The following is a 24920-nucleotide window of genomic DNA, read 5'->3' as shown; positions in this document are numbered from 1 at the left end:
CGTCGTCGTGGAAGTACTACGTTCCCTCAGCGCCGAGGCGGCACGAAGGGCGAGTTGATCGTCTGGAAGTACTGGATCCCGGCACCGATCAGGGTGCCGCCGCCGCCGAGGGCGAGACCGGCGATGCCGCCGATCGCGGCGGCCGGCGCGACGCCCACCAGGCAGCCCACCACCGCGGCGGCCAGGCCGATGACGCACCCGATCACGCCGCCGACGATTCCGCCGACGACAGTACCGACCAATGTGCCGATCGAGGTTCCGGCCCGGAGTTGTGATTGGAATCGTTCGAGAGCCTGGTCGTCGCGTTCTTGTCGCGTCTGCGGCGCCGCGACATTGTGCCGGGCAATGCCGCGCAAACTCTCGACCTCGGTCGGATTGACCGCCGACGAACGCGAGACCTCACGGGACGGAATGAGGGTCACGGCGTTCCCCGCGATTCGCGCGTCGATGGGAAACTGTCGGAATTCGCTGCGGTAGTTCAGCGGCATGCGGAAGAGTTCTGCGCCGGCGGTATCCCGAACCGTCACATTCCCGTTCTCCGTGCTCACGGATGCGTTGTGCACCGTGAGAGTGAGCGCCGAGGCATTCCAGGACGCGTCATAGGTGGCCGCCGGGGCCTTCTGAGGTGCAGCTTCGGCGGTGGCGGCGAACACCGTGACGACTGCGGTGGCCAGACACAGAATCACGCTGAGGCGTTTTTTGCGCAGGGGGATACGCGAAGTGGGGAACACGAGTGCTCCTTCTTGTCCACACGGGACAGGGCGTGAGAAGGGAGGGGATATCAGAGGTCTGGTGCTCAGCTCTCTGTTTTCGAGAATGTCAGACGCTCGATCCACATCGAAACGCAACCTCGAGGAATGGTGCCCGTGTGATGAGTTGTTATGTGACCGTTATCCGCATAGCAATTCCGCGAAATGTCGACGTGAATGGCCATAAATGGTTTGAACTGGCAATTTAGCGAAAAACCGCAGGTAGGCCGCGGCCATTCCCGGCGTGCGTCCGCGGAGCCCCGGAGAGGTACCCCGTTCGCCGCGGCACCGCGAAAACATGACAAGCTGGGAGCGTGCAGTCTGCCGACCCGTACGCCGCTGACATCGACGCTGTGCTGATCACCGAAGAGGAGATCAAACAGCGAACCGCCGAACTCGCCCAGTCCGTGGCATCGCGCTACGCCGACATCGAAGAGGATCTGGTCCTCATCGGTGTCCTGAAGGGCGCCATCATGTTCATGACGGACTTCGCGCGGTCCCTGCCGATCCCGTCGCAGATGGAGTTCATGGCGGTGTCGAGCTACGGGTCGTCGACATCGTCGTCGGGCGTGGTCCGCATCCTCAAAGACCTCGACCGCGACATCGAGGGCCGGGACGTCCTGATCGTCGAGGACATCATCGACTCGGGCCTGACGCTGTCGTGGCTGATGAAGAACCTCGCGACGCGTTCGCCGCGCAGCCTCGAGGTGTGCGCCCTGCTGCGCAAACCCGACGCCGTCCGCTCCACGATCCGGGTCGCCGACGTCGGTTTCGACATCCCGAACGAGTTCGTCGTCGGCTACGGCCTCGACTATGCCGAGCGCTACCGCGACCTGCCGTACATCGGCCGGCTGAAGCCGTCGGTGTACACGCACTGATGCTCCGGGGCGCCACACGTGCCCGACCTGCGAGGGAACGGTTTCACCAGCGCGATCGTTGACCGGTAGCCTCAATGTGTACGTCGACGGGAAGGACATGGGAACGGCGTCGGCACCGGGACTCGATCCCGCGAGCCCGCTCGACCCCCACCAACTGGCATGAACCGTAAGACAGTCTTCCGCAACCTCGCCATCCTGGCGCTCATCCTGCTCGCCCTGTGGGGCTGGAGCGTGATGAGCGACTCCGGCCGGGAGTACCGCGGCGTCGACACCTCCGTCGCACTGCAGCAACTCAACGACAAGAACACCAAGTTCGTCAGCATCGACGATCGCGAGCAGCAGCTCCGGATCGAGCTCAAGTCCCCGATCAAGGTCAACGACGCCGACGCCGGCAAGATCAGTGCCAAGTACCCGGCGCAGGCGGGTGACCAGGTCTTCGAGGCCGTCCAGGGCACGGGCGCGCCGTACACGACCAACGTCAACGAGCAGTCCGTCCTGTGGCAGATCCTCATCTTCGTGCTCCCGATGATCCTGCTGTTCGGCTTGTTCTTCTTCGTGATGAGCCGCATGCAGGGCGGTGGTCGCGGCGGCGTCATGGGCTTCGGCAAGTCGAAGGCCAAGCAGCTCAGCAAGGACATGCCGAAGACGACGTTCGCCGATGTCGCGGGCGCCGACGAGGCCGTCGAGGAGCTCTACGAGATCAAGGACTTCCTGCAGAATCCGGCGCGCTATCAGGCGCTGGGCGCGAAGATCCCCCGGGGTGTGCTGCTCTTCGGCCCACCCGGAACGGGCAAGACGCTGCTGGCCCGGGCGGTCGCCGGTGAGGCCGGGGTCCCGTTCTTCACGATCTCCGGTTCGGACTTCGTCGAGATGTTCGTCGGTGTGGGTGCATCCCGCGTGCGCGATCTGTTCGAGCAGGCCAAGAACAACAGTCCGTGCATCATCTTCGTCGACGAGATCGACGCCGTCGGACGCCAGCGCGGCGCGGGCCTCGGCGGTGGTCACGACGAACGCGAGCAGACCCTCAACCAGCTGCTCGTCGAGATGGACGGCTTCGGTGACCGCTCGGGCGTCATCCTGATCGCGGCGACGAACCGCCCCGACATCCTCGATCCGGCGCTCCTGCGCCCCGGCCGATTCGATCGCCAGATCCCGGTCGGCAATCCCGACATGGCCGGTCGCCGGGCGATCCTGAAAGTCCACGCCAAGGGCAAGCCGATCGATCCCGACGCCGACCTCGACGGTCTGGCCAAGCGCACGCCCGGGATGTCGGGCGCCGATCTGGCCAACGTCGTCAACGAGGCGGCGCTGCTCACCGCGCGCGAGAACAAGCAGACGATCACTGCCGAGGCCCTCGAGGAGGCGGTCGACCGGGTCATCGGCGGACCGCGCCGCAAGTCCCGGATCATCAGTGAGCACGAGCGCAAGGTGGTGGCCTACCACGAGGGCGGACACACCCTCGCCGCATGGGCGATGCCCGATCTCGATCCGATCTACAAGGTCACGATCCTGGCGCGCGGGCGGACCGGCGGCCACGCGCTGGCCGTCCCCGAGCAGGACAAGGACCTGATGACCCGCTCGGAGATGATCGCGCGGCTGGTGATGGCCATGGGCGGTCGTGCGGCCGAGGAACTCGTGTTCCACGAACCGACGACCGGTGCGTCGTCGGACATCGACCAGGCGACGAAGATCGCGCGGGCGATGGTCACCGAGTACGGCATGAGTTCCAAGCTGGGTGCCGTGCGTTACGGCCAGGATCAGGGCGACCCGTTCCTCGGCCGGTCGATGGGCTCGCACACCGATTACTCCGCGGAGATCGCGAGCGAGATCGACGACGAGGTACGCCGGCTGATCGAGGCCGCGCACACCGAGGCGTGGGCCATCCTGACCGAGTACCGGGACACCCTCGACGTGCTCGCCACCCAGCTCCTCGAGAAGGAGACGCTGACCCGCAAGGATCTGGAGAAGATCTTCTCCGATGTGGACAAGCGTCCGCGGATCACCGCCTTCAACGACTTCGGCGAGCGCACTCCCAGCGACAAGCCGCCGGTGAAGACGCCGGGCGAGCTGGCCATCGAACGCGGTGAGCCGTGGCCGCCGCCGGAGCCGGCCAAGATCCCCGAACCGGTGGGAGCCGGTTATCCAGGTGCACCGCAGGTCCCGGGCCAGGTGCCGAACTATCCGCCGATGTACCCCGAACCGGGGACGTCGGGCGGACCGACACCGCCGGTTCAGGGCAATCCGGAACCCCGGTACCCCGACCCCGGGTATCCGGATCAGCACCATCCCCCGCAGTATCCGAACCCCGGTTATCCGAACCCGAACTATCCGAACCCGAACTATCCGAACCCGAGTTACCCGAACCCCGGTAACCCGCAGTACCCGGATCCGGGATACCGCGACTCGGGCTCCGGTCGGACGCCGCCGGAGCCGGGCGGGCCGTACGGCGGACGAACGCGTCCGGACTACGGCGCGCCACGAGACTGGTCCGCCCCCGGCTGGCCGCCCGAGTCGGCGCCGCGCCCGGGCCGTAACGGCGAGGCCAACGGGTGGGGACACCGCGCCGATGACGACGACTCTCGGCCGACTTCGTAAAGTGGCTGGATGAGCATCAACGAGCGGCAGGACGCCGAACTCGCCGGACCTCGAGGGGACTTCGACCAGGCGCGCGCCGAGGCCGCGGTCCGCGAATTGCTGCTGGCCGTCGGCGAGGACCCCGACCGGGAAGGTCTCCTCCGGACCCCGACGCGGGTGGCGAATGCATACCGGGAGATGTTCGCCGGTCTCTACACCGAGCCCGACGAAGTCCTCGCGACGACGTTCGACGAGGATCATGACGAGATGGTGCTGGTCAAGGACATCCCGATGTACTCGACCTGCGAGCACCATCTGGTCTCGTTCCACGGGGTCGCCCACGTCGGCTACATCCCCGGCGCGTCGGGTCGGGTCACCGGCCTGTCGAAGCTGGCCCGGCTCGTCGACCTGTACGCGAAGCGCCCGCAGGTCCAGGAACGGCTCACCAGTCAGATCGCCGACGCCATGATGCGCAGGCTCGAGCCCCGCGGGGTGATCGTGGTGATCGAGGCCGAGCATCTGTGCATGGCGATGCGGGGGATCCGCAAGCCGGGCGCGACGACGACGACGTCGGCGGTGCGCGGCATCTTCAAGACCAGTGCGGTCTCCCGCGGCGAAGCCCTCGACCTGATCACCCGGTGACGACGCCGCACGCGGTTCCCGCCCGCGGCGGAGTGCACCGGACCCTGGTGATGGGTGTCCTCAACGTCACCGCCGACTCGTTCTCCGACGGCGGTCGCTACCTCGACGCCGATGCGGCGATCGCGCACGGTCTCGAACTGATCGACCAGGGTGCCGACCTCATCGACGTCGGCGGCGAATCCACCCGCCCCGGCGCGGTCCGGGTCGACCCCGAACTCGAGACGGCTCGCGTCGTGCCGGTGATCAGCAAACTCGCCGCGCGCGGGGTGGCCGTGTCGGTCGACACGATGCGGGCGCCGGTGGCCGCCGCAGCGGTGGAAGCCGGTGCGGCCATCGTCAACGACGTCTCGGGCGGGCGGGCCGACGCCGACATGGCACGGGTCGTCGCGGACGCGGGGGTGCCGTGGATTCTCATGCACTGGCGCCCGGCCGGCGACACCGCCGACCGTCGGTTCACCCACCGCAGCGGAGATGTCGGGGGTTACCGGGATGTGGTCGCCGAGGTCAGTGGTGAACTGCTCGCCCAGGTCGACGCCGCGGTGTCGGCCGGGGTCGACGCCGACCGCCTGATCCTCGACCCGGGACTGGGCTTCGCCAAGACCGCCGAACACAACTGGGCCCTGCTGCACGCCTTACCCACCTTCACCGGGCTGGGCTTCCCGATTCTGGTCGGGGCCTCCCGCAAACGTTTCCTCGGCACGCTGCTCAGCCGCGACGGCGCGGACCGCCCGCCCGCGGGGCGCGATGTCGCGACCGCGTCCGTCTCGGCACTCGCCGCCGCCGCGGGTGCGTGGGGCGTGCGCGTGCACGACGTGGCGAGCAGTCGCGACGCGGTCGCGGTCGCCGCGGCGTGGCGCGCAGGCGGTTCCCGAACCTCATCACCGGTAGGAGAGACGAATGGCTGATCGGATCGAACTGCGCGGGCTGAAGGTCCGGGGCAATCACGGTGTCTTCGACCACGAGCGCGCCGACGGCCAGGACTTCTTCATCGACGTCGTGCTCTGGCTGGATCTGCAGGCCGCGGGGGAGTCCGACGATCTCGCCGACACCGTCGACTACGGTGCGCTCGCGCAGCAGGTCGCCGGCATCGTCGGGGGCGAACCGCGCAACCTCATCGAGAAGGTGGGCGCCGAGGTGGCCGACTCGATCATGACCGACGAGCGCATCAGTGCGTGCGAGGTGACCGTGCACAAGCCGTCGGCGCCGATCCCGCTGACCTTCGACGACGTCGCGGTGGTGACCCGACGTTCCCGCAAGGGGACGCGATGAGCCGCGCGGTGCTCTCGGCGGGGTCCAACGTCGGTGACCCGACCGCGCACCTGCGTTCGGTCGTCGAGGGCTTCGCCGACGAGCTGGTCGCGGTGTCCGCGGTGTACTCGACGCCCCCATGGGGTGGGGTCGAGCAGGACGACTTCCGCAACATCACGCTCGTCGTCGACGGACCGTACGATGCCCGACAGTGGCTCGAGCGTGGTTTCGAACTCGAGCGGGCGGCCGAGCGGACGCGGGAGATCCGCTGGGGACCAAGAACTCTCGACGTCGACGTGATCAGTGTGTCTGATTCTGACGGAGTTGTCGTGACCGACGGACCGGACCTGACGCTGCCCCATCCCCGTGCGGCGCAACGGGCTTTCGTCCTCGTCCCGTGGCTGGAGATCGAGCCCGACGCCACCCTGTGGACGCCGGCCGGCGAACGCGCGGTCGCCGATCTCGTCGCCGGGCTCGACGCCGCCGAGCGGGATGCGGTGCAGCCGGTCGGCCGCCTGACCGGGGGCGAGCCGTGAGTGCACCGGATCCGCGCCGGCCGGAGCAGGACGACGAGGAGGCCGGCCTCGGCCCCACCCGGGTCCGTGATCTGGCCGCGATCGCGGCGGTCACCGCGATCGTCGCGTGGATGCTGGTGCGGTACAACTACTCCGATCTCCCGCCGTTACCGCTGCTCGCCGGTGTCGTGCTGTATGTGCTTGCGGCACTCGAGATCGTCATCGCCTTCGTAGTCCGCTCCCGGGTCGAATCCCGCGATGTGGGTCGCGCCCGGGGACAACTCCATCCGCTCACGGCCGCGCGAGTGCTGGCCCTGGCCAAGGCTTCTGCGATCCTCGGTGCGATCGCGGTCGGGGTCTGGCTGGGATTGCTCGCGTTCCTGCTCGGTCAGCACGATCTGGCCGCGGCCGACCACGACCGGCCGGGTGCCATCGTCGGGCTGATCGGCGGGGCGGTCCTCGTCGGTGCCGCGCTGTGGCTCGAGTACTGCTGCCGGGCCCCCGACGACCCGTCCGCGGTGGGCGATTCGTGACGGTTGCCGCGAGCGGCGGTCGTCCCGTCGACGCATCGCCTAACATGCGGACTATCTGAGAAACTCCGCACCCGCCTGACGTCCGAATGTACTCACAGCCTGTAAATTCACGATCATGACGACCTCGAACGGCCGTGCCGCCGACTCGCGCCGCTCGAGTCGGTCGCCGGCTCAGTGGTTGCTCGGCCTGTTGATCGTGCTCGCGCTGGTGGCCAGCATCCTCATGGTCTTCACCGACCGTTTGTCGATCACCGGCTCGCTGGCGGTCATCGCAGCGCTCTGGGCAGCCGTCATCGGCGCGATCCTGGTGACCAAGTTCCGGCGGCAGGCCGAGAGTGCGGAGGCGAAGAGCCGGGACCTGCGACTCGTCTACGAATTGCAGCTGGAACGTGAGATCGCGGCACGACGTCAGTACGAGCTCGACGTCGAGACGACCATCCGCAAGGAGGTCACCGCAGAGTCGAACGAGGAACTCTCCGAATTGAAGGCTCAGGTCCTGGCGTTGCGGTCCAGCCTGGAGATGCTCCTCGGCGAACCGCTCCCGGACCAGCGGGCCGCGCTGTCCAGCGAGAAGATGCGCGAACTGGCCTCGGGCCTGAACGACGAATCCCGCACCGGCCGCCGATCCGGGACATTCGGCGGCGACTTCGGCGGCGTGTCCTCCTATGGCGCCACCTACGCCGACGACGGGGCGCTCGCCGCCCGCGACTTCGCCGCCACCGCACCCACCGCGGACGACGGTAGACACACGGGTTCGGTCGACCCCAACGAGATGACCGAGGTGATCCCGATCGTCACCGACGATCCGATCTCCGGCCGTATCGCGACCGAGGTCTCGCCCGACGAGGTCGCCGAGACGAACACGTCGGCCGATTCCACGGCCGGCGACCGGACGTCAGGCGGCGAGGCCTCCCAGGCCGATGTGTCCGATGCCGATGTGTCCGACGCCGAGATCGTCGACACCGAACATTCCGACTCGACCACCGGGGACTCGGGTGCGGGTAAGGCGGAGTCCACGTCGCTGCCGTTCTCCGGCGGCTTCTACCTCGGAAACGAGGCCGAGGAGCCGACACCCCCATCCGCCGAGACCCGGGCGCGGGTCGACCCCGCGGACCAGCCGCTCTACACCGACGACACCCCGACCGACGAGTGGTCGACCGGGGCGCAGCCTGTCGTCACTCCGGATACCGATGCCCCGCCCGTCACCGACGCCCCGCCCGTCACCGACGCCGACGAGGTGGAGCCACCCGCGTTCCTCGGTGCCGCGGGGCGCCATGAGAACCAGCCCGGCGGCCGGGCCGTGGAGTCCTACGGCGGTGGCCGCCGACGCCGTGCGGCCGACGACGACGCGGAGTCCGCACATTCGGCGGGGCTCCCGGTCTCCGAACTCCTGAACCAGTTGCGTTCGCAGACGGAGACGTCCGGGGGCGGGCGCCGGCGCCGGAACGGCTGAGGCCCGACACTCCGGGCGTTCTGGCATGCGAGGACGCTCGCGGTCGATCGCTGTACGTTCTGTCATCCGTTCGGGTCACATCTGTGACGTCACCACGGATTAGCCCGTGCGAGTTGGACGATCGCCCTAGTATTCCCGTATGAGCGAGACGCTCGCTGGTGGGGAGTTCGGTTTCGGGCCCGGGTCCGGTCCGTCCTTCGCCGCGATCCGCCACACCGACCGCGGGAACGCGGTCAAGCAGTCACTGGTGAGCGCCGCCCTGTTCCTGCCGGTGATCGCCTGGTGGCCGACTGTGCTGTGGCTCTTCGCCTTCGACCCGCTCGACGGCACTCCGTTCCCCGAGTACTACGCGAACCTGCAGGCCAACGGCCCCGAGGCCAGTCTGCTGCTCATCTGGTCGCTGACGGCGCTGATGCCGCTGTACATGGTTCTCGTGCTGGGGATCTGGGCGCGGAGCCCCCTTCGATCGGGTATCGCAGTGGTGATCGGTGCGGTCGGTGCACTCGGATTCTGGGGCGGGCAGGTGCCTGTCCTGGTGCGGTCGGGGGAGTACCCGATCCTCACCTTCTGTTCGGAGAACATGCCCGCCTTCGTCGTGTTGCTGATCGTGGCGTGGTCGGTCGCGCGGCGGCGCGGATTCTGGTGGTTGCTCGCGATACCGGTCATCGCGCTGTTGGCGATCAACGCCTACGAGGGCTGGGCGTCGAATCCGGTCGATGCGATCGTCGACGGCACGGGGAGACTGCTCGACGTTCCGGCCTCGCAGGTACTGGATCCGTTCTCGCCGAGGTTCCGTTCACCGTTCGACGATGTGGTCGACGTCGTGGCGGGGATCGTGACCCTCTGGGTGGTGGATTCGGTGTTCGGTGCCCTGTCCCGGCAGGGGCGCGATCCGCAGCAGTCCCGGCCGGGTCGCGACCCGCAGCAGACCCGTGTCGCCGATCATCGACGCTGACGAAAGCGGTGCTGTGACAACGAATTCCGGTCAGAACTGCATCGTGACGGCACGTCCGACGGTGAACACGATGAACCCCAGACTCAGGGCGATGCCCAACGCACACAGCGCCTGCGCGAGCCGTCCGGCCGAACTCGGCTGACCGCGACCGGCCAGATACCAACCGGCCACACCGACCGGGAGACCCATCCCGCCGACGACGCTCAACGGAACCGCCACCACGCCGCAGGCGAGCGACGCGGTGGTCCGCCGGGACGCGCCGGCGCCGGCCGCAGGCGAGTCCAGCACCGGGAGATCGCGCGAGGCCCGCACCGTCGATGGAGTCGGATCATACTGTGGCACAGTGTGTCCCGGCAACTCGGAGTACGCCGTCGCGCGCAGGTGGGACGACGGCGGAGCGGGACCCGCCGGGTTGCTTCCCGGCGGGGTCGCGGCGGCCGTGGGAATCGCGGCGGTGGACGCGAGGACGGTCGGGGGAAGCGGAGCCGGGGTCGGTGCGGATGTCGGTGCGAGGGGGCTCGGGCGCGCATCGTGCGGTCGGAGCGGGGGACGAACGTCGTGGTGTCGATCGCCGAACGGAGTTCGGCGGCAAACGCTCCGGCCGACGGTGGCCGGTCCGCGCGGTTCTTGGCGAGGCCGGAACGCACGACGTCGGACACCGCCCGGGGGACGTCGGGCCGGAGTGCGGACACCTCCGGGGGGGGCGTGCTGAGGTGGTGGTGGATCATCATCGCGGGCGTGCGTGCGCTGAAGGGTACTGTGCCGGTGAGTAATTCGAAGATGCTGCAGGACAGTGAGTACACGTCGCTGCGGGCATCGAGGGTCTGGGCGGAGAGTTGTTCGGGTGACGAATAGGGGAAGGACCCGATCACCAGATCCGTCGAGGTGAGTGAGGTCGCGCCGCCGTCGGTCGACCGGGCGATACCGAAGTCGGCCAGACGGATTCGTCGTTGCACGGATCCACCCGGGAATCGCGGGCCGGGCTCTTCGGCGCTGATCAGGATGTTGGCCGGCTTGACGTCGCGATGGAGCAGGCCGGAACGGTGCGCGTGATCGAGGGCGGCACCGATGGCGTCGCCCACCGCCGCCACATCGGCGAGTGGAAGGCCGCCGGGAACGGTGGAGAGCAGCGCCGCCGCGTCGGTGCCGCGCACGTACTGCATCGAGATCCAGAGGCGTCCGTCCACCTCGCCACGGTCGTAGACGCTGACGATGCAGGGATGGTCGAGCTGGGCGGCGAGGTCGGCCTCGCGGGTGAACCGGGCGCGGAAGGTCGGATCGTTCGACACGTGCTCGGCCAGCACCTTGATGACGTCGTGGCGGGGCAGCCGAGGATGGCGGACGAGGTACACCTCGCCCATGCCGCCGGCACCGATCTTGCGCACGACCGTGTATCCGGCGAACTCTGTGCCCGGTTCCAAGCTCATGGCGGACCTTCGTGTGTGGGCGTGTCGGGGTGAACGGCGGCCGCCTCAGACTACGCCGCTTCGGCCCAGGTCACCGGGGGTTCGGTCGTTGGATCGACATGTCCGGGGTGCAGCCCGGGCCCACCACGGGGTGACACCTGTCACAGACATTGGCACCGGCCGCGGTGTCGGACCTACTCTTGCTCTGCAACGTCTGGTACCCGTGCCGACGCCGCCGCGATGAGTCCGCTCACGTGACGGTCGATCCGGCAGAGGCGGGACTGGAACGACACTCTGGAGGACAGCGGTGACCTCACCGAGCGGTGATGCCGGTATGCCGTCTGCACGGCGGACCGGTGGCGATGACGCCTTCGGCGATGATCTGCACGCCCATCACCCGTTCGCGGACGACGCGTATCCCCGGTCCGCTTCCACCGATCCGTTTGCCGGCATGACGAACCTGCCGGCCCCCGCCCGACTCACCGTCGGTCTCGTGTCTGCCGGCCGCGTCGGAACGGCGTTGGGTGAGGCGCTGGAGAAGGCCGGGCACGTGGTCGGCGCCGTCGTCGCCCGCTCGCCCGAGTCCCGTGGCCGCGCTGCGCGCCGGCTCCCCGATTCCGAGATCCTCGATCTCGACGAGGTCGTCGCACGGTCCGAGCTGTTACTGGTCAGCGTGCCCGACGCGACCCTGGGTGCCGTCGTCGACGAGATCGCCGCGTCCGATTCGCTCCGGCCCGGGACGATCGTCGCGCACACCGCGGGCGCGCACGGAGTGGCCGTGCTGCAACCGCTGACCGATCGTGGGGCCCTCGCGATCGCCCTGCATCCCGCGATGACGTTCGTCGGCTCCGAGGACGACACGGCTCGCCTCACCAATGCGTGCTTCGCGATCACCGCCGCCGACGCGGTGGGTGAGGCGATCGCATCGTCGCTGGTCCTGGAGATGGGCGGCGACCCGGTCCGGATCGCCGAAGCCGATCGCACGCTCTACCACGCCGCCCTCGCGCACGGCGCCAACCATCTGATCGCCCTGATCTCCGACGCGGTCGTCGCGCTCAATGCCGCGATCGACCACTCCGGCCGTGACACCGCGACCGTCGACGGACACGGCAACCGCCTGGCCGAACGCATCCTCGGCCCGCTGGTCGCGGCGTCGCTGCGCAATGTGCTGGAACTGGGGCCGTCGGCACTGACCGGGCCGGTCGCACGTGGTGACGCGCCCGCGGTCACCCGGCACCTGGCAGCGCTGCGCACCGTTCCCGGCGGGACGGGACCGCACGGTATCGCCGACGCCTACCGCACACTCGCCCGACGCGCCGCGGACCACACCCAAGCGCCGCAGGCGTTGATCGACGCACTGGAGGACCGATGACATCACCAAGCGGAGGAGGCGGCGTGAGCGGCCCGCTCGAGCAACAGCCCACCTACTCGGCCGGACGGATGACCGTGCATCGTGAGCCGGCGTCCCTGACCCGCGTCACCCGCGCGCTCCGCGCGTCGGGCAAGCGCGTCGTGCTCGTTCCGACCATGGGTGCCCTGCACGCCGGCCATCTCGAACTCGTCCGGGCCGCCAAGGCGAAGGGCAACACGGTCGTCGTGGTGTCCATCTTCGTCAACCCGCTGCAATTCGGCGCCGGCGAGGACCTCGACGCGTATCCGCGCACTCTCGACGCCGACCTCGCGCTGCTCGAGCCGCTGGGCGTCGAGTTGGTGTTCGCGCCGTCCGCGTCGTCGATGTACCCGAACGGCCCGCGTACGACGGTCCACCCGGGAGAGGCGGGCGGAATCCTGGACGGGGTCTCGCGTCCGACGCACTTCTCGGGGATGCTGACCGTGGTCCTCAAGCTGCTCAACATCGTCGGACCGAACGCGGCGTTCTTCGGCGAGAAGGACTATCAGCAGCTGGTGCTCATCAAGCAGATGGTGACCGATCTGAACCTCGACGTCGACATCGTGGGGGTTCCGACCGTGCGCGAATCCGACGGGCTGGCCATGTCGTCGCGCAACCGCTACCTCACCCCGGAGCAGCGCGAGCTGGCGACGGCCATCTCGGCGTCGCTCGTCGCGGGCGCCCATGCGGCCGAGGGCGGCCGGGACGCCATTCTGGCTGCCGCGCAGTCGGTGCTGGCCACGGTGCCCGAGATCGAGGTCGACTATCTCGCCCTGCGCGGACGCCAGCTCGACGAACCGCCGGAGAAGGGACCGGGACGATTGCTCGTCGCGGCGCGGCTCGGCAACGCGCGCCTGATCGACAACGTCGGTGTGACGGTCGGCGGAGTCGCCGCGCTCGAAGAAGAACTTGCCTGGACCAATGCCACCACAACCACGACAGAGGGACGATGACCATGTTGCGCACCATGATGACCTCGAAGATCCACCGCGCCACCGTGACCCAGGCCGATCTGCACTATGTCGGTTCGGTCACCATCGACTCCGACCTGCTCGATGCCGCGGGCCTGCTCGAGGGCGAGCAGGTCACCATCGTCGACATCGACAACGGTGCCCGGCTCGTGACCTACGCGATCGCCGGTGAGCGTGGCAGCGGTGTCATCGGGATCAACGGCGCGGCGGCGCATCTCGTCCACCCGGGCGATCTCGTCATCATCATCGCCTACAGCATGCTCGACGCGGCCGAACTGCGTGAGTACTCGCCGAACGTCGTGTTCGTCGACGCGCAGAACCGCATCGTGACCACGGGCGACGACCCGGCCGACGTGCCCGAGGGGTCGGGTCTGCTGGACCCGCGTCACCTCGACAGTCCGATCTTCGCCGACGCCTCGCTCTGACGCGGCAACAACTTTCGATGCTGCTCACCGTCGACGTCGGGAACACCAACATCCATCTCGGCGTGTACGCGGGGGTGGGGGATCACGCACGTCTGGTGCGTGACTGGCGAATCCACACCGACCCGCACTACACCGCCGACGAACTGGCGTGGGCGTTCCGCGGCATGCTCGGCGACGACATCGACCAGGTCACCGGTGTGAGCGCGTTGTCGACGGTGCCGTCGCTCCTGCGCGAACTCCGCGTCATGGTGCCGCGCTACTTCGGTAACGGTCCGCACGTGCTGCTCGAACCAGGCGTGCGCACCGGCGTTCCGCTCCTGGTCGACAACCCCAAGGAGGTCGGCACCGACCGGGTCTCCAATTGTCTGGCCGCACATCATGAATTCGGCGGGCCCTGCATCGTGGTCGCGTTCGGCACGGCAACGGTCGTCGACGCGGTGTCCGCGTCGGGCGAGTTCCTCGGCGGGGCGATCGCGCCCGGGGTGAATCTCGCTGTCGAGGCCCTCTCCGAGCACACGGTGACCGTTCGCAAGGTCGAGCTCATGCCGCCGCGCGGCGTGCTCGGCAAGAACACGGTCGAGGCGCTGCAGTCGGGCATCCTCTACGGCTTCGCCGGTCAGGTGGACGGCCTGGTCGACCGTGTCTGCGACACCGTCCCCGGATTCGACGGCGACGATGTGACCGTCGTCGCGACCGGCTACCTCGCACCGCTCATGTTCGACGAATGTCGTTCGCTCACCGATCATCACCCGCATCTGACCCTGGAGGGTCTGCGCCTGGTCCACGAACGGGCCAAAGCCAATCCGCGGCGCGGAAAGTGATCTCACGAACCGCGGTGATCACCGGTCCCCGCGGAGTGCGGCCTCGGTGTAGGCCGTGATGCGGTCGGTCAGTTCGCCGCCGGCCAGGTCGGTGCCGGCCAGCTGATGGACCTGGGCGTCGACCGCCGCGAACGCGAGCCGTAGGTCGGTGACCGCGGAGTCCGCCGTCCAGCCGTCGGCGACGAGATGAGCGCTCAGCCGCTCGATCAGGCTGTCCACGAGGGCGGTGTACCCGGCGGCGAGGCGCGCCGGGTCGGCCAGTTCACGCAGGCGTCCGTGGGCACGGCCGTGGGTCGAGTTCTCGTGCACCGCCACCTCGATCACCGCGCGCATCACCTCCGGCCACGGGCGCGAACCGGCGGGGTGGGCGTCGAGAATCGCGGTGATCGCCTGGCCGGCGGCGTCCAGATGGCGGAGTGCGAGTTCGTCGAAGATCGCCTGCTTGTCGCCGAAGTACTGGTAGACCGAGCCGACCGACACCCCGGCCTTCTCGGCGATGCGGTTGGTCGTCAGTTCCGCGCCCTCGGTGTCGAGAAGTTGAGTGGTCGCCTCGAGGATCAGGTCGACGGTGAACGAGGAGCGTTGCTGCCGTGGCCTTTTGCGCATCTGCTCGATCCTGGTGAAATGCGAGTTGTCCCATGCCGCCACCGGTTCGACGATGGATGCATGAGCTGCGAATCCGGAACCCCCGAATCCTACCTTCGCTTCCTGCCCGAACCGTGGCGATCCGAAGCCGTCGGGGTCGCGGCCGAATCCACCTGGTGGGCGTGGCCGTCGAGCTCCGGGCGGCCGTGCGGGGACGTGGACGTGCACGTCCTGCGGGCGCGCCGAAGTGCCGCACCGCTGCGCGTGCTGCTGCTGCACGGAGGTGGCGGCCACAGCGCCGTGGTCTGGCCGCTGGGCGCGATCCTCGCGAACGAGGGGTTCGAGGTCCTCGCCCCCGATCTGCCGCAGTACGGGCGCACCCGGGTGAGCGATACCGGGCGGGTCCGCTATCAGGACTGGGTCAGCCTGGTCGCCGACCTCGTGGCGGCGGAGACCGAGGACGACCCGCGTCCGCTCGTCGTGCTGGGCGCGAGCCTCGGCGGCATGCTCGCCTACGAGGTCGCCGACCGAACGGGGCGTGTCGCCGCGGTCGTCGCGACGTGCCTGCTGGATCTGGCCGGTGACCCGGCTGCGCGTCGAGCAGTTGCGCGCACGCCGGTGCTCGCCCGACTGGTCCCGCTGATGCCGGTGCTCGCCCGGGTCGGGGCTCTCGCGCGCGTGCGGTTCCCGATCCGCTGGGTGGCGCCGATGTCGGCGATGAGTCTCGACCCGGAGCTGTCCCGGGCGTGCCTCGACGACCGGCTGGGTGCCGGATCGTCGGTGTCGCTGGGGTTCCTGTCGGACCTGATGACGCACGACGTGCCGGACCCAGAGGGGTACCGGGGTCCGCGCGTGCTGCTGGTCCACCCGGCGGCGGACTCCTGGACGCCGCCTGGGGTCAGTGTGCGTTTCGCGCGACGGATGGCGGCGCGCACCGACATCCACCTGCTGACCGGGTGCGGGCACTTCCCGGTCGAACAGCCCGGCGTCGACGAGCTGGCCGAACACCTCCGCGCGCTGGCCGCCGATCTCGTCGGGACGGCCTGAATCCCCGTCGGTCAGCGGAACGCGCGGAGCAGGGGAGTGGGATCGTGGTCGGCGTCGGTGCCGTCGGAGTTGCGCAGCAGTGCGTCGAGGACCAGCCCGTCGAGCGCGGCGATCAGCTGCCGGGCCTCGCCGCGGGACAGTCCGCCGTCGACGAGCCCGTCGACGTAGCGGTCGCGGTGTCCGACCATGGCCCGTCGCAGCTCCTCGTCACGAGTCGACAGGAGCATGAGCTCGTAGCGGGCCCTGGTCCGGACTCGGTCAGCGCCCAGCCAACGGACGATCACCTCCTGCGTCGACTCGCCGTCGGCGGCCCGGTCGCCGAGAAAGACGTGTTCGACGAGCGCCGCGAGAAAGCCGCTCTGACCGCCGAAATGGTGACGAACGCTCCCGTGCGGCACGCCCGACGCGTCCTCGACGGCGCGCGCGGACGCCTGGCGGATCCCCACCGTGCCGATGAGGGTGATGCCGGCGTCGAGCAGCACGTCGCGTGTCGAGGCGCTCGCTGATTTCTCCACATGGAGAAGTCTATCTGCTATGGTTCTTCTCCGTGTGGAGAAGAGACTCGTGAAGGTCGTGGTGGTGGGTGCGGGGATCGCCGGGCTGTGCACGGCGGCCGGTCTGGCGTCGACGGGGGCGCGTGTCACGGTCGTCGAGCGGGCGCCGGAGGTTCGGGGCGGGGGCGCGGGACTGAGCATCTTCGCCAACGGAATGCGCGCGCTCGACTCGCTCGGGCTGCGATCGGTGATCGGTGAGGCCCCGGCGCCGACCCCGCCGGCAAGCGGAACGCGGACACCGGACGGACGCTGGCTCAGTCGCTTCGATCCGGCGTCGCTCACCGACATGCGCGTGGTCCGCCGTGCCGACCTCCACGCGGCCCTGCTCGGCGCCGTCGCAGGTGTCGCGGACATCCGGACGGGTTCCGGGGTCGAGGGGATCGCCCCCGGGAACAGTGTCGTACGCCTGGCCGACGGAACAGAGATCGACGGGTGCGACCTGATCGTCGGCGCGGACGGGTTGCGCAGCCGGGTGCGTGGCGCGATCGTCGCGGACCCGGGCGTCCGCAGGTGTGGATACGCCGCGTGGCGGGCGGTCACGTCGTCCCCGGTGGCGGTCGATGCGGCCGGCGAGACGACCGGTCGCGGAGCGCGCTTCGGGATCGCGCCGCTGGCTGACGGTCACGTCTACTGGTTCGCCTCGGTGTCGGACGCCGGAGACGGCGCCGAAGGTGGTCTCGATGAAGTGCGGCAACGGTTTTCAGGTTGGCACCGGCCGATCGGCGAACTGCTCGACGCCACCGACCCGGCGACCGTCGGTTACCTCCCGATCGAGGAGCTCGCCTCGCCGCTGCCGACCTTCGTGGGAGCAGGCGGGCCATGTGGGAGCGTTCTCGTCGGCGACGCCGCGCATGCGATGACCCCGAATCTGGGCCAGGGGGCCAACCAGGCGATGGAGGACGCGGCCACCCTGGTGGCCTTGCTCCGACGGTCGGGACACAGCGGCCTCGACGACGCCCTGCGGGCCTACGACCGCCTGCGGCGCCCGCGGACCCAGCGCATCGCACGGCAGGCGTCGATGATCGGGCGGGTCGGGCAGATGCGTGCCGCGCCCGCCGTCTGGGTCCGTGACCTCGCATTGCGGATGACGCCCGACGCCGTCCTGAATGCGCAGATGCGACGCGTGCAGCAGTGGCAGCCGCCTGCGGTGTGACGGTGTCGGTCAAGTCGGGGTCTGGCCGGTGGGGCCGGGCTGTGGCATACTCGTCGCCGTGATCATGAGCTGTCAGGAGTGTTGTCGGGGCTAGTACCGCGTCTGCGGCTGCCCTACTTCGCGCTCCCCGCTCGATCTCGATCACTTTCAGGACTTCACATGACCGCTTCGGTTGTTTCTTCTGCTCTTGCCCCGTCGGCCACGTCGGTGTTCGCCGTCGCGCCGCCGACTGTCGCCCCGGCCCCGTCGGCGCCGCTGTCCCTGCGCGTCGAGGACTACGCGTCCGCGGTCGCCGCCGGCGCCACCCCCGTCGATGTCCGCTCCCACCGGCGCCGTCAGCTCGACGGCGCGCTGTTCGGCGCGCTGGCCATCGACGCCGTCGAGGTTCTCGACCGGCTCACGCCGGACACCCCGGATTCGCTGCGCACCGCACGACCCGAATCCCGGTGGATTCTCGTCAGCGAGGACGGGCATGAGGCCGAATGGCTCGCCTGGCACCTGCAGGCGCGTGGCGTGCACGGTGCGGTGTTCGTCGTCGGCGGGCACCGCCGGATGCGGTCGGCACGGGTCAACGGCCGGATTCGTCCCGACGACCTCGCCGTCATCTCAGCGCACGAGAGCTGAACCCGCCCAGCGCGACCCGATTGTGGCCGCGATCACGCCGAGGCGGTGAGTTGGGAGTCGATGACCGGCCCCGATAGGGTGCGTGGGGTGAGTGACAGCCCGACCAGCACCGCCACCCCCGAAGCGACCGACGAGCAGACTCCCGAGCAGTTGCGCATCCGCCGCGAGAAGCGTGAGCGGATCCTGGCCGAGGGCCGCGAGGCATACCCGGTCTCCATCCCGCGCACCCACAGTCTCGGCGAGATCCGCGCGGCCTATCCCGACCTCGAGGCCGGTACCGAGACCGGTCAGCACGTCGGCGTCACCGGGCGCGTGATCTTTCTGCGCAACAAGGGCAAGCTGTGCTTCGCGACGCTGCAGGAGGGCGACGGCACCCAGCTGCAGGCGATGGTCAGCTTCAACGGTGTCGGCGAGGAAGCGCTGGCGCGGTGGAAGTCCGAGGTGGACCTGGGTGACATCGTGTTCATCTCCGGCGAGGTCATCAGTTCGCGCACCGGTGAACTGTCGGTGATGGCCGACGGCTGGCAGATGGCATCGAAGTCGTTGCGTCCGTTGCCCGTCGCCCACAAGGACATGAACGAGGAGACCCGGGTCCGGCAGCGTTACGTCGACCTCATCATGCGTCCGGAGGCGCGCAGCATCGCCCGCACCCGGATCTCGGTGATCGCCGAACTCCGTGCGGCTCTGGGGCGTCGGGGATTCCTCGAGGTTGAGACCCCGATGCTGCAGACCCTGCACGGCGGGGCGGCGGCACGTCCCTTCGTGACGCATTCCAACGCCTTCGACATCGATCTCTTCCTGCGCATCGCGCCGGAGCTGTTCCTGAAGCGCTGCGTGGTCGGCGGCATCGAGCGCGTCTTCGAGATCAACCGCAACTTCCGCAACGAGGGGGCCGACTCCACCCATTCGCCGGAGTTCGCGATGCTCGAGACCTATCAGGCCTACGGCACCTACGACGACTCCGCGGTCATGGTCCGCGAACTGGTGCAAGAGGTGTCGCAGGCCGCGCTCGGCACCCAGACGCCGACCATGCCGGACGGTTCCACCTATGACCTGTCCGGCGAGTGGACCGCGCTGGAGATGTACCCGTCGCTGTCCGAGGCGCTCGGCGAGCAGATCGTCCCCGCGGGCGCCGACGGTGAGACCACCGTCGAGGAGTTGCTCGCCATCGCGGCACGCGTCGGACTCGAGATCCCGAAGGACAAGGGTTACGGGCACGGCAAGCTCGTCGAGGAACTGTGGGAACACATGGTCGGCGAGAAGCTGGACCGGCCGGTCTTCGTCCGCGACTTCCCGGTCGAGACCTCGCCGCTGGTCCGTGCGCACCGGTCGGTGACCGGCGTCGTCGAGAAGTGGGACCTGTACGTGCGCGGCTTCGAGCTGGCCACCGGATACTCCGAACTCGTCGACCCCGTCATCCAGCGCGAGCGCTTCGCCGACCAGGCCCGCCTGGCCGCCGCCGGCGACGACGAGGCGATGGTCCTCGACGAGGAGTTCCTCGCCGCGATGGAGTACGGCATGCCGCCGACCACCGGCACCGGTATGGGCATCGACCGCCTGCTGATGGCCCTCACCGGCCTCGGTATCCGCGACACCATCCTGTTCCCGCTGGTGAAGCCCCGCACCTAACCTCCCGGGATTTCGTAGCAACAACGCGCGCTATGGCCGTATTCACGCTACGAATTTCCGACGAAGGGCCGTCCGGACCTGTGCCAGCACCCAGGCCGGGCGGGCGGTCACGTCCTGCCAGGTGAAGCGCAGGACGGTCCAACCGTTCGCGACGAGGTCGTTCTGGCGGGTCCGGTCCCGTTGGAAGGCGACGGCGTCGCTGTGGAAGGCCATGCCGTCGATCTCGATGGCGATCTTCGACGCCATGAAGGCGAAGTCCAGGACATAACCGCAGGCGGCGTGTTCGCCGACCATCCCGTCAGTCCGGAACCGCGCAGCAGTGTGGCGGGATTCGTTCCGCCTCGGACCTCGCGCCCGAGGACATCGCCTCGAGCATCGCGCGCGCTCTCGGAGAGCCTCGACGCCCGGCGTTCCGACGCTGGACAACGTCGAGCGCGGCGACGGTGACCTTCTTGTTCAGCAGCGCAGAGTCCATCACTTTCACCCCCGATTCCACCGATGCGTCGAGAACCGTCAGCTCGAGCGCGGTCACGGCCAATCCGTCGACCTCTGTGAGGTCCCGGCGGTCGACGTTGCGATGCCAGATCCGCGCGCCGTCGACCGGTGACCCGTGCCGACCGTGCGGTGCGACCACCACGGGGGACGCGGGGACCTGGGGGACGATGCCGTGCCACCACGCCGCGGCCGAGCTCGCGAGAGCGGCGTCCGGCCCGGCACGCAGCACGGCGAGCCGCATCCGCATCCGGTCATCGACCGTCCGGTCGCCGACTCGGAAGACACCCCTGGCGACCCGGACCCACTCGCCGGTGGCGACGCGATGTCGGATCCTGTCGGCGGACACGCCTACGTCGAGCAACTGCCGGGTCGTGAACACGCCGTCGTGGGCCGCGATCATCGCGCGTGGGTCCTCGGTCACAGAACTTCGACGCACCGCGGCCCCGACCGGTTCCTGCCGCGAACACGGGTCGATTCGGTAGCAAGAATGCGCTTATAGCGCGCGTTGTTGCTACGAAACGCCCCGGGGTCAGGTGAGGTTGCGCTTGAGGATCTTGCCCGACGCGTTGCGGGGGAACTCGTCGACGAAGACGACGGACCGGGGGATCTTGAAGTTGGCGAGGTGCTCTCTGGCGTATGCGATGACCTGCGCTTCGTCGAGGTCGGTGCCGGAGCGGACCGTCAGATAGGCGCGGCCCACCTCGCCGAGGCGATCGTCGGGTACGCCGACGACCGCCGATTCGGTGACGCCGTCGATCCGGGCGAGGGTCTGCTCGATCTCCGCGGGATAGACGTTGAACCCGCCGCAGATGTACATGTCCTTGAGTCGATCGGTGATCTTCAGGTTGCCGCGCTCGTCGATGGTCCCGATGTCGCCGGTGTGGAGCCACCCGTCGGCGTCGATCGTCGCCGCGGTGGCGTCCGGATCGTCGAGGTATCCGACCATCACCATGTCTCCGCGGGCCAGCACCTCACCGTCGTCGGAGAGCCTGATCTGCATGCCGGGGAACGCGCGTCCGCAGGTGTTGGCCACCGTCGTGTCGTCGTCGTCGGGCGTGCAGGTCGACACGAAGCCGCTCGCCTCGGTCAGGCCGTAGGCGGTGATGACGGTGTCGACACCCAGGTCGTGCTGCAGGCGTTCAACGAGGACGACGGGCACGATGGCGGCGCCGGTGATGACGATGCGCAGGCTCGAGAGGTCGTGGTCGGCGCGCTTCGGGTCGTCGAGGATGGTCTGGAAGATCGTGGGAGCGCCCGGGAAGACCGTCGCGCGTTCGTCGGACACGAGCTTCATCGCCTGCTCCGGCGAGTAGACGGCGAGCGGCAGCATGGTCACGCCGAACAGGACGCTCGGCAGGATGCCGGCCTTGTATCCGAACGTGTGGAAGTACGGGTTGACCATCAGATAGCGGTCATCGGGGTTCAGCCCCGCGTTCGCACCCCACCCGTGTGACCCGGTCAGGGTCTGCCGGTGTGTTGCCAGCACGCCCTTGGACTTCCCGGTCGTGCCGGAGGTGAAGAGGATGTCGGAGATGTCCTCCGGGGAGACGGCGCCGGCGCGACGGTCGGCATCTGCCCGCGCGTCGTCGGTCGCGCGTTCGAGGAAATCGTGCCAGTCGACCGCACCGTCGGGTGCTGTCGCGCCGGGGGTGAGCGGCACCCGCACGACCACCGCGGGCATCGAGGCGCGGTGATCGCGTAGGAGTTCCGACGCGTGGTCGGCGCCGAGGAACTCGCCGGACACGACGACCGCCCGGGCCCCCGAACGTTCGATGATCTCGACTGCCTCGCCGGTGGTGTAGCGGGTGTTGAGCGGGACGAGTGTGGCGCCGGCGTAGTGGACTCCCAGCGCCGCGATCGGCCAGTGGAAGCTGTTCGGCGACCAGATGGCGACCCGGTCCCCGGCCTCGATGCCCGACGCCACGAGTGAACCGGCGAAGGCGCGGACCGCGCTGTGCAACTGGGTCCAGGTCAACTCGAGTCGCGGATGTGACGAAGGGTCCCACTGGCCGTCGACGAGAGCGATACGGTCGGGCCAGGTGCGCGCAGCGCGACGCAGTGCGGCCGGTGTGGTGGGAGAGGGGAGAGTCTCGTGCAGAGAGGTCTGCGCCATGCGCCCCAACCTAGCACTTGCTTGGTGCGTTATGCTAGCGCTCATGACCACGACGAATCTCGCCGATCGTGCCGTCGACCTGGGTGAATGGGCGAAATCGACACCGAACGCCGGCACCGAGTTCGCGGCCGCGGTGCGGGCGTGGCTCGACGAGAATCTCACTGGCGACTTCGCCGATCTGAAGGGCCGTGGCGGCCCGGGTAGCGAACACGAGTTTTTCGCCGAACGGCTCGAATGGGATCGCCATCTCGCCCGCGCCGGATGGACCTGCATCGGCTGGCCGGTCGAGTACGGCGGTCGTGGCGCGACACTCGAGCAGCGGATCCTCTTCCACCGCGAGTACGCCCGCGCGAATGCGCCCGCCCGGGTCAACCACCTGGGCGAGGAACTGTTGGGCCCCACACTCATCGCCTACGGCACCGACGAGCAGAAGCGGCGTCTGCTGCCCGGGATCGTCGACGTCACCGAGTTGTGGTCGCAGGGTTACTCGGAACCGGGCGCCGGCTCCGACCTCGCGGGGGTCTCCACGACCGCGCGGCTCGACGAGTCGAGCGGATCGGCCAAGTGGATCATCAACGGCCAGAAGATCTGGACCTCGCTCGCGCATGTCGCGCAGTGGGTGTTCGTCATCGCGCGTACCGAGAAGGGATCGTCGCGGCACGCCGGGCTGAGTTTCCTGCTGGTCCCGCTCGATCAGCCGGGAATCACCGTCCGGCCGATCCAACAGCTCACCGGCACATCGGAATTCAACGAGGTGTTCTTCGACGACGCAGAGACCGAAGCCGACCTGATCGTCGGCGACCCCGGCGACGGCTGGAAGGTCGCGATGGGGTTGTTGCAGTTCGAGCGCGGTGTCTCAACGCTGGGCCAGCAGGTCGGATTCGCGCGCGAGCTGGGCAATCTCACCGACCTCGCGCGAGCCAACGGGTCGGTCGACGATCCGGAGATCGCGTCGCGACTCGCGCGCGCCGACATCGGGCTGAAGGTCATGCGGGCCCACGCCCAGCGGACGCTCGACGGTGACGTCACCTCCCAAGCGGGCGCGGCGTCGGTGTCGAAGTTGTTGTGGGCCAACTGGCATCGCGATCTCGGTGAACTCGCGATGGATGTCGTCGGCGCACCGGCACTGATCGGTCCGGCCGCGACCGCCGAAGGCAAGGCCAACGACATCGCCGATCCGGAGAACGTCGAACTCGACGAATGGCAACGGCTCTACCTGTTCACCCGCGCCGACACGATCTACGGCGGATCGAACGAGGTGCAGCGCAACATCATCGCCGAGCGGGTGCTCGGCCTACCCCGAGAGGCACGCTGATGACCGGAGTCGACGTCAACGGGGCCCGCGCCACGGACCGAGCGGCCTCCCCGCTCGCCACTCCTCCCGCCGAGGTCGCCGGACACGACCTGCTGCTGGGCAAGAAGGTCGTGGTGACCGCCGCTGCCGGAACGGGTATCGGCTTCGCGTCGGCCCGCCGCGCGCTTCTCGAAGGCGCGGACGTGCTCATCAGCGACTGGCACGAACGGCGCCTCGGCGAGGCCGCCGAGAAGCTGGCCGCCGAGTTCCCCGGCCGCACGGTCACCCAGCGCACCTGCAATGTGCAGGTCACCGCGGAGGTCGACGCGCTGATCGACGACGCCGCAACGCAACTCGGACGCATCGATGTGCTGGTCAACAACGCCGGACTCGGCGGGGAGACCCCTGTCGCCGAGATGACCGACGAGGAATGGGACCGCGTCCTCGACATCACGCTCACCGGTACCTTCCGCGCCACCCGCGCGGCCCTGAGGTACTTCGGCTCGGTCGAACACAACGGGGTCATCGTCAACAACGCCTCGGTGCTCGGCTGGCGGGCCCAGCGGGGACAGGCCCACTACGCCGCGGCGAAGGCCGGGGTGATGGCGCTGACCCGGTGTTCGGCACTCGAAGCCGCCGACGTCGGGGTGCGCATCAACGCGATCGCGCCGTCGATAGCCAAACATCCGTTCCTCGCGAAGGTGACCAGCGACGACCTCCTCGACGAACTCGCCGCCCGGGAGGCATACGGGCGCGCCGCCGAGGTCTGGGAGGTCGCCGCGACCGTCGCGATGCTCGCCAGCGACTACACCACCTACCTCACCGGCGAGGTCGTCTCGATCTCCAGTCAGCGCGCCTGACCGCCA

At 68.9% G+C, this 24920-nt stretch carries 27 protein-coding genes; 19 read left to right on the top strand and 8 right to left on the bottom strand.

The window, feature by feature from the left end; all coding sequences use genetic code 11:
• Positions 1–26: 26 nt before the first annotated feature.
• The gene (locus AC3B5T_RS02260) at positions 27–731 is read right to left on the bottom strand and encodes a DUF8020 domain-containing protein (RefSeq protein ID WP_010840701.1); all 705 of its coding nucleotides are present in this window, start codon (positions 729–731) and stop codon (positions 27–29) included.
• 332 nt (positions 732–1063) lie between these two features.
• Between AC3B5T_RS02260 and hpt the strand changes: the two genes are divergently transcribed.
• The 9 genes from hpt to AC3B5T_RS02215 all read left to right on the top strand — a co-directional run bounded on the left by hpt (position 1064) and on the right by AC3B5T_RS02215 (position 9547).
• On the top strand, positions 1064–1627 hold the full coding sequence (gene hpt / locus AC3B5T_RS02255) for a hypoxanthine phosphoribosyltransferase (protein ID WP_010840700.1): 564 nt from the start codon (positions 1064–1066) through the stop codon (positions 1625–1627).
• A gap of 159 nt (positions 1628–1786) precedes the next feature.
• On the top strand, positions 1787–4222 hold the full coding sequence (gene ftsH, locus AC3B5T_RS02250; RefSeq protein WP_488358198.1) for an ATP-dependent zinc metalloprotease FtsH: 2436 nt from the start codon (positions 1787–1789) through the stop codon (positions 4220–4222).
• Between the two features lie 9 nt (positions 4223–4231).
• Positions 4232–4843, top strand: coding sequence for a GTP cyclohydrolase I FolE (gene folE, locus AC3B5T_RS02245; protein ID WP_010840698.1), 612 nt, complete (start codon positions 4232–4234; stop codon positions 4841–4843).
• Positions 4844–4893: 50 nt separating this feature from the next.
• The gene (gene folP, locus AC3B5T_RS02240; RefSeq protein ID WP_055474539.1) at positions 4894–5748 is read left to right on the top strand and encodes a dihydropteroate synthase; all 855 of its coding nucleotides are present in this window, start codon (positions 4894–4896) and stop codon (positions 5746–5748) included.
• A complete protein-coding gene (folB, locus tag AC3B5T_RS02235) occupies positions 5741–6112 on the top strand; it encodes a dihydroneopterin aldolase (protein ID WP_010840696.1) in 372 nt (123 codons plus the stop codon). Before folP ends, folB begins: the two co-directional genes overlap by 8 nt.
• A complete protein-coding gene (gene folK, locus AC3B5T_RS02230) occupies positions 6109–6627 on the top strand; it encodes a 2-amino-4-hydroxy-6-hydroxymethyldihydropteridine diphosphokinase (protein ID WP_010840695.1) in 519 nt (172 codons plus the stop codon). Before folB ends, folK begins: the two co-directional genes overlap by 4 nt.
• Positions 6624–7139, top strand: a complete 516-nt coding sequence (locus tag AC3B5T_RS02225; RefSeq protein WP_055474412.1) for a DUF3180 domain-containing protein — start codon at positions 6624–6626, stop codon at positions 7137–7139. Before folK ends, AC3B5T_RS02225 begins: the two co-directional genes overlap by 4 nt.
• Positions 7140–7254: 115 nt before the next feature.
• On the top strand, positions 7255–8592 hold the full coding sequence (locus AC3B5T_RS02220; protein WP_055474411.1) for a DUF6779 domain-containing protein: 1338 nt from the start codon (positions 7255–7257) through the stop codon (positions 8590–8592).
• A 139-nt stretch (positions 8593–8731) separates the two neighbouring features.
• Positions 8732–9547: a hypothetical protein gene (locus AC3B5T_RS02215; RefSeq protein WP_055474410.1), complete on the top strand. Its 816-nt coding sequence runs from the start codon at positions 8732–8734 to the stop codon at positions 9545–9547.
• Between the two features lie 30 nt (positions 9548–9577).
• Here AC3B5T_RS02215 and AC3B5T_RS02210 read toward each other — a convergent pair whose 3' ends face one another.
• Together AC3B5T_RS02210 and AC3B5T_RS02205 are read right to left on the bottom strand one after the other, a co-directional pair.
• Positions 9578–9766 carry a hypothetical protein gene (locus AC3B5T_RS02210; protein WP_488358196.1) on the bottom strand — a complete coding sequence of 63 codons (189 nt, stop codon included), beginning with the start codon at positions 9764–9766 and terminating at the stop codon, positions 9578–9580.
• Positions 9751–10974: a serine/threonine-protein kinase gene (locus AC3B5T_RS02205; protein WP_488358194.1), complete on the bottom strand. Its 1224-nt coding sequence runs from the start codon at positions 10972–10974 to the stop codon at positions 9751–9753. Before AC3B5T_RS02205 ends, AC3B5T_RS02210 begins: the two co-directional genes overlap by 16 nt.
• Positions 10975–11260: 286 nt before the next feature.
• On the opposite strand from AC3B5T_RS02205, the gene AC3B5T_RS02200 reads away from it, so the two are divergent.
• The 4 genes from AC3B5T_RS02200 to AC3B5T_RS02185 are packed head-to-tail and all read left to right on the top strand — an operon-like array spanning position 11261 to position 14560.
• Positions 11261–12325 carry a Rossmann-like and DUF2520 domain-containing protein gene (locus AC3B5T_RS02200; RefSeq protein ID WP_055474408.1) on the top strand — a complete coding sequence of 355 codons (1065 nt, stop codon included), beginning with the start codon at positions 11261–11263 and terminating at the stop codon, positions 12323–12325.
• Positions 12326–12348: 23 nt separating this feature from the next.
• On the top strand, positions 12349–13296 hold the full coding sequence (gene panC, locus AC3B5T_RS02195; RefSeq protein WP_014928010.1) for a pantoate--beta-alanine ligase: 948 nt from the start codon (positions 12349–12351) through the stop codon (positions 13294–13296).
• A 2-nt stretch (positions 13297–13298) separates the two neighbouring features.
• Positions 13299–13739: an aspartate 1-decarboxylase gene (gene panD, locus AC3B5T_RS02190; RefSeq protein ID WP_014928009.1), complete on the top strand. Its 441-nt coding sequence runs from the start codon at positions 13299–13301 to the stop codon at positions 13737–13739.
• Positions 13740–13756: 17 nt separating this feature from the next.
• Entirely contained in the window at positions 13757–14560 is an 804-nt protein-coding gene (locus AC3B5T_RS02185; protein ID WP_014928008.1) for a type III pantothenate kinase, read from the top strand.
• An 18-nt stretch (positions 14561–14578) separates the two neighbouring features.
• Here the strand turns inward: AC3B5T_RS02185 and AC3B5T_RS02180 are convergent, their stop codons facing one another.
• Complete coding sequence (locus AC3B5T_RS02180; RefSeq protein ID WP_014928007.1) at positions 14579–15166, bottom strand: TetR/AcrR family transcriptional regulator; 588 nt, start codon at positions 15164–15166, stop codon at positions 14579–14581.
• A 60-nt stretch (positions 15167–15226) separates the two neighbouring features.
• Here AC3B5T_RS02180 and AC3B5T_RS02175 point away from each other — a divergent pair, with 60 nt between their 5' ends.
• Complete coding sequence (locus tag AC3B5T_RS02175) at positions 15227–16192, top strand: alpha/beta fold hydrolase (RefSeq protein ID WP_488358192.1); 966 nt, start codon at positions 15227–15229, stop codon at positions 16190–16192.
• Between the two features lie 11 nt (positions 16193–16203).
• On the opposite strand, the gene AC3B5T_RS02170 is transcribed toward AC3B5T_RS02175, so the two are convergent.
• Complete coding sequence (locus tag AC3B5T_RS02170) at positions 16204–16674, bottom strand: TetR/AcrR family transcriptional regulator (RefSeq protein WP_488358740.1); 471 nt, start codon at positions 16672–16674, stop codon at positions 16204–16206.
• An 82-nt stretch (positions 16675–16756) separates the two neighbouring features.
• On the opposite strand from AC3B5T_RS02170, the gene AC3B5T_RS02165 reads away from it, so the two are divergent.
• The 3 genes from AC3B5T_RS02165 to lysS all read left to right on the top strand — a co-directional run bounded on the left by AC3B5T_RS02165 (position 16757) and on the right by lysS (position 20152).
• Positions 16757–17899: an FAD-dependent oxidoreductase gene (locus tag AC3B5T_RS02165; protein ID WP_488358739.1), complete on the top strand. Its 1143-nt coding sequence runs from the start codon at positions 16757–16759 to the stop codon at positions 17897–17899.
• Between the two features lie 159 nt (positions 17900–18058).
• Positions 18059–18523 carry a rhodanese-like domain-containing protein gene (locus tag AC3B5T_RS02160; protein WP_488358191.1) on the top strand — a complete coding sequence of 155 codons (465 nt, stop codon included), beginning with the start codon at positions 18059–18061 and terminating at the stop codon, positions 18521–18523.
• 60 nt (positions 18524–18583) lie between these two features.
• Positions 18584–20152 (top strand): lysine--tRNA ligase, encoded by a 1569-nt coding sequence (lysS, locus tag AC3B5T_RS02155; protein ID WP_156354123.1) that lies wholly within the window; start codon positions 18584–18586, stop codon positions 20150–20152.
• A gap of 42 nt (positions 20153–20194) precedes the next feature.
• Here lysS and AC3B5T_RS02150 read toward each other — a convergent pair whose 3' ends face one another.
• The 3 genes from AC3B5T_RS02150 to AC3B5T_RS02140 all read right to left on the bottom strand — a co-directional run bounded on the left by AC3B5T_RS02150 (position 20195) and on the right by AC3B5T_RS02140 (position 22760).
• A complete protein-coding gene (locus tag AC3B5T_RS02150; RefSeq protein WP_488358189.1) occupies positions 20195–20446 on the bottom strand; it encodes an endonuclease domain-containing protein in 252 nt (83 codons plus the stop codon).
• A gap of 4 nt (positions 20447–20450) precedes the next feature.
• Positions 20451–21047 carry a type IV toxin-antitoxin system AbiEi family antitoxin domain-containing protein gene (locus tag AC3B5T_RS02145; protein ID WP_488358188.1) on the bottom strand — a complete coding sequence of 199 codons (597 nt, stop codon included), beginning with the start codon at positions 21045–21047 and terminating at the stop codon, positions 20451–20453.
• A 129-nt stretch (positions 21048–21176) separates the two neighbouring features.
• Entirely contained in the window at positions 21177–22760 is a 1584-nt protein-coding gene (locus tag AC3B5T_RS02140) for a FadD3 family acyl-CoA ligase (protein WP_488358187.1), read from the bottom strand.
• Positions 22761–22803: 43 nt separating this feature from the next.
• On the opposite strand from AC3B5T_RS02140, the gene AC3B5T_RS02135 reads away from it, so the two are divergent.
• Both AC3B5T_RS02135 and AC3B5T_RS02130 read left to right on the top strand, forming a co-directional pair.
• Positions 22804–24075: an acyl-CoA dehydrogenase family protein gene (locus AC3B5T_RS02135; RefSeq protein ID WP_488358186.1), complete on the top strand. Its 1272-nt coding sequence runs from the start codon at positions 22804–22806 to the stop codon at positions 24073–24075.
• Positions 24075–24914 carry an SDR family oxidoreductase gene (locus tag AC3B5T_RS02130; protein ID WP_010840677.1) on the top strand — a complete coding sequence of 280 codons (840 nt, stop codon included), beginning with the start codon at positions 24075–24077 and terminating at the stop codon, positions 24912–24914. Before AC3B5T_RS02135 ends, AC3B5T_RS02130 begins: the two co-directional genes overlap by 1 nt.
• Positions 24915–24920 lie beyond the last annotated feature (6 nt).

Source organism: Gordonia sp. G4, assembly GCF_057770005.1.
This window is presented reverse-complemented; position numbering and strand designations above follow the sequence as displayed.

Bases quoted from the DNA above. Each gene is read 5' to 3' on its own strand.
- ftsH (WP_488358198.1), top strand. From the start codon at position 1,787: ATGAACCGTAAGACAGTCTTCCGCAACCTCGCCATCCTGGCGCTCATC.
- folE (WP_010840698.1), top strand. From the start codon at position 4,232: ATGAGCATCAACGAGCGGCAGGACGCCGAACTCGCCGGACCTCGAGGG.
- folP (WP_055474539.1), top strand. From the start codon at position 4,894: ATGGGTGTCCTCAACGTCACCGCCGACTCGTTCTCCGACGGCGGTCGC.
- folB (WP_010840696.1), top strand. From the start codon at position 5,741: ATGGCTGATCGGATCGAACTGCGCGGGCTGAAGGTCCGGGGCAATCAC.
- folK (WP_010840695.1), top strand. From the start codon at position 6,109: ATGAGCCGCGCGGTGCTCTCGGCGGGGTCCAACGTCGGTGACCCGACC.
- AC3B5T_RS02220 (WP_055474411.1), top strand. From the start codon at position 7,255: ATGACGACCTCGAACGGCCGTGCCGCCGACTCGCGCCGCTCGAGTCGG.
- AC3B5T_RS02215 (WP_055474410.1), top strand. From the start codon at position 8,732: ATGAGCGAGACGCTCGCTGGTGGGGAGTTCGGTTTCGGGCCCGGGTCC.
- AC3B5T_RS02205 (WP_488358194.1), bottom strand. From the start codon at position 10,974: ATGAGCTTGGAACCGGGCACAGAGTTCGCCGGATACACGGTCGTGCGC.
- panD (WP_014928009.1), top strand. From the start codon at position 13,299: ATGTTGCGCACCATGATGACCTCGAAGATCCACCGCGCCACCGTGACC.
- AC3B5T_RS02185 (WP_014928008.1), top strand. From the start codon at position 13,757: ATGCTGCTCACCGTCGACGTCGGGAACACCAACATCCATCTCGGCGTG.
- AC3B5T_RS02180 (WP_014928007.1), bottom strand. From the start codon at position 15,166: ATGCGCAAAAGGCCACGGCAGCAACGCTCCTCGTTCACCGTCGACCTG.
- AC3B5T_RS02175 (WP_488358192.1), top strand. From the start codon at position 15,227: ATGAGCTGCGAATCCGGAACCCCCGAATCCTACCTTCGCTTCCTGCCC.
- AC3B5T_RS02160 (WP_488358191.1), top strand. From the start codon at position 18,059: ATGACCGCTTCGGTTGTTTCTTCTGCTCTTGCCCCGTCGGCCACGTCG.
- lysS (WP_156354123.1), top strand. From the start codon at position 18,584: ATGACCGGCCCCGATAGGGTGCGTGGGGTGAGTGACAGCCCGACCAGC.
- AC3B5T_RS02150 (WP_488358189.1), bottom strand. From the start codon at position 20,446: ATGGTCGGCGAACACGCCGCCTGCGGTTATGTCCTGGACTTCGCCTTC.
- AC3B5T_RS02145 (WP_488358188.1), bottom strand. From the start codon at position 21,047: ATGATCGCGGCCCACGACGGCGTGTTCACGACCCGGCAGTTGCTCGAC.
- AC3B5T_RS02140 (WP_488358187.1), bottom strand. From the start codon at position 22,760: ATGGCGCAGACCTCTCTGCACGAGACTCTCCCCTCTCCCACCACACCG.
- AC3B5T_RS02135 (WP_488358186.1), top strand. From the start codon at position 22,804: ATGACCACGACGAATCTCGCCGATCGTGCCGTCGACCTGGGTGAATGG.
- AC3B5T_RS02130 (WP_010840677.1), top strand. From the start codon at position 24,075: ATGACCGGAGTCGACGTCAACGGGGCCCGCGCCACGGACCGAGCGGCC.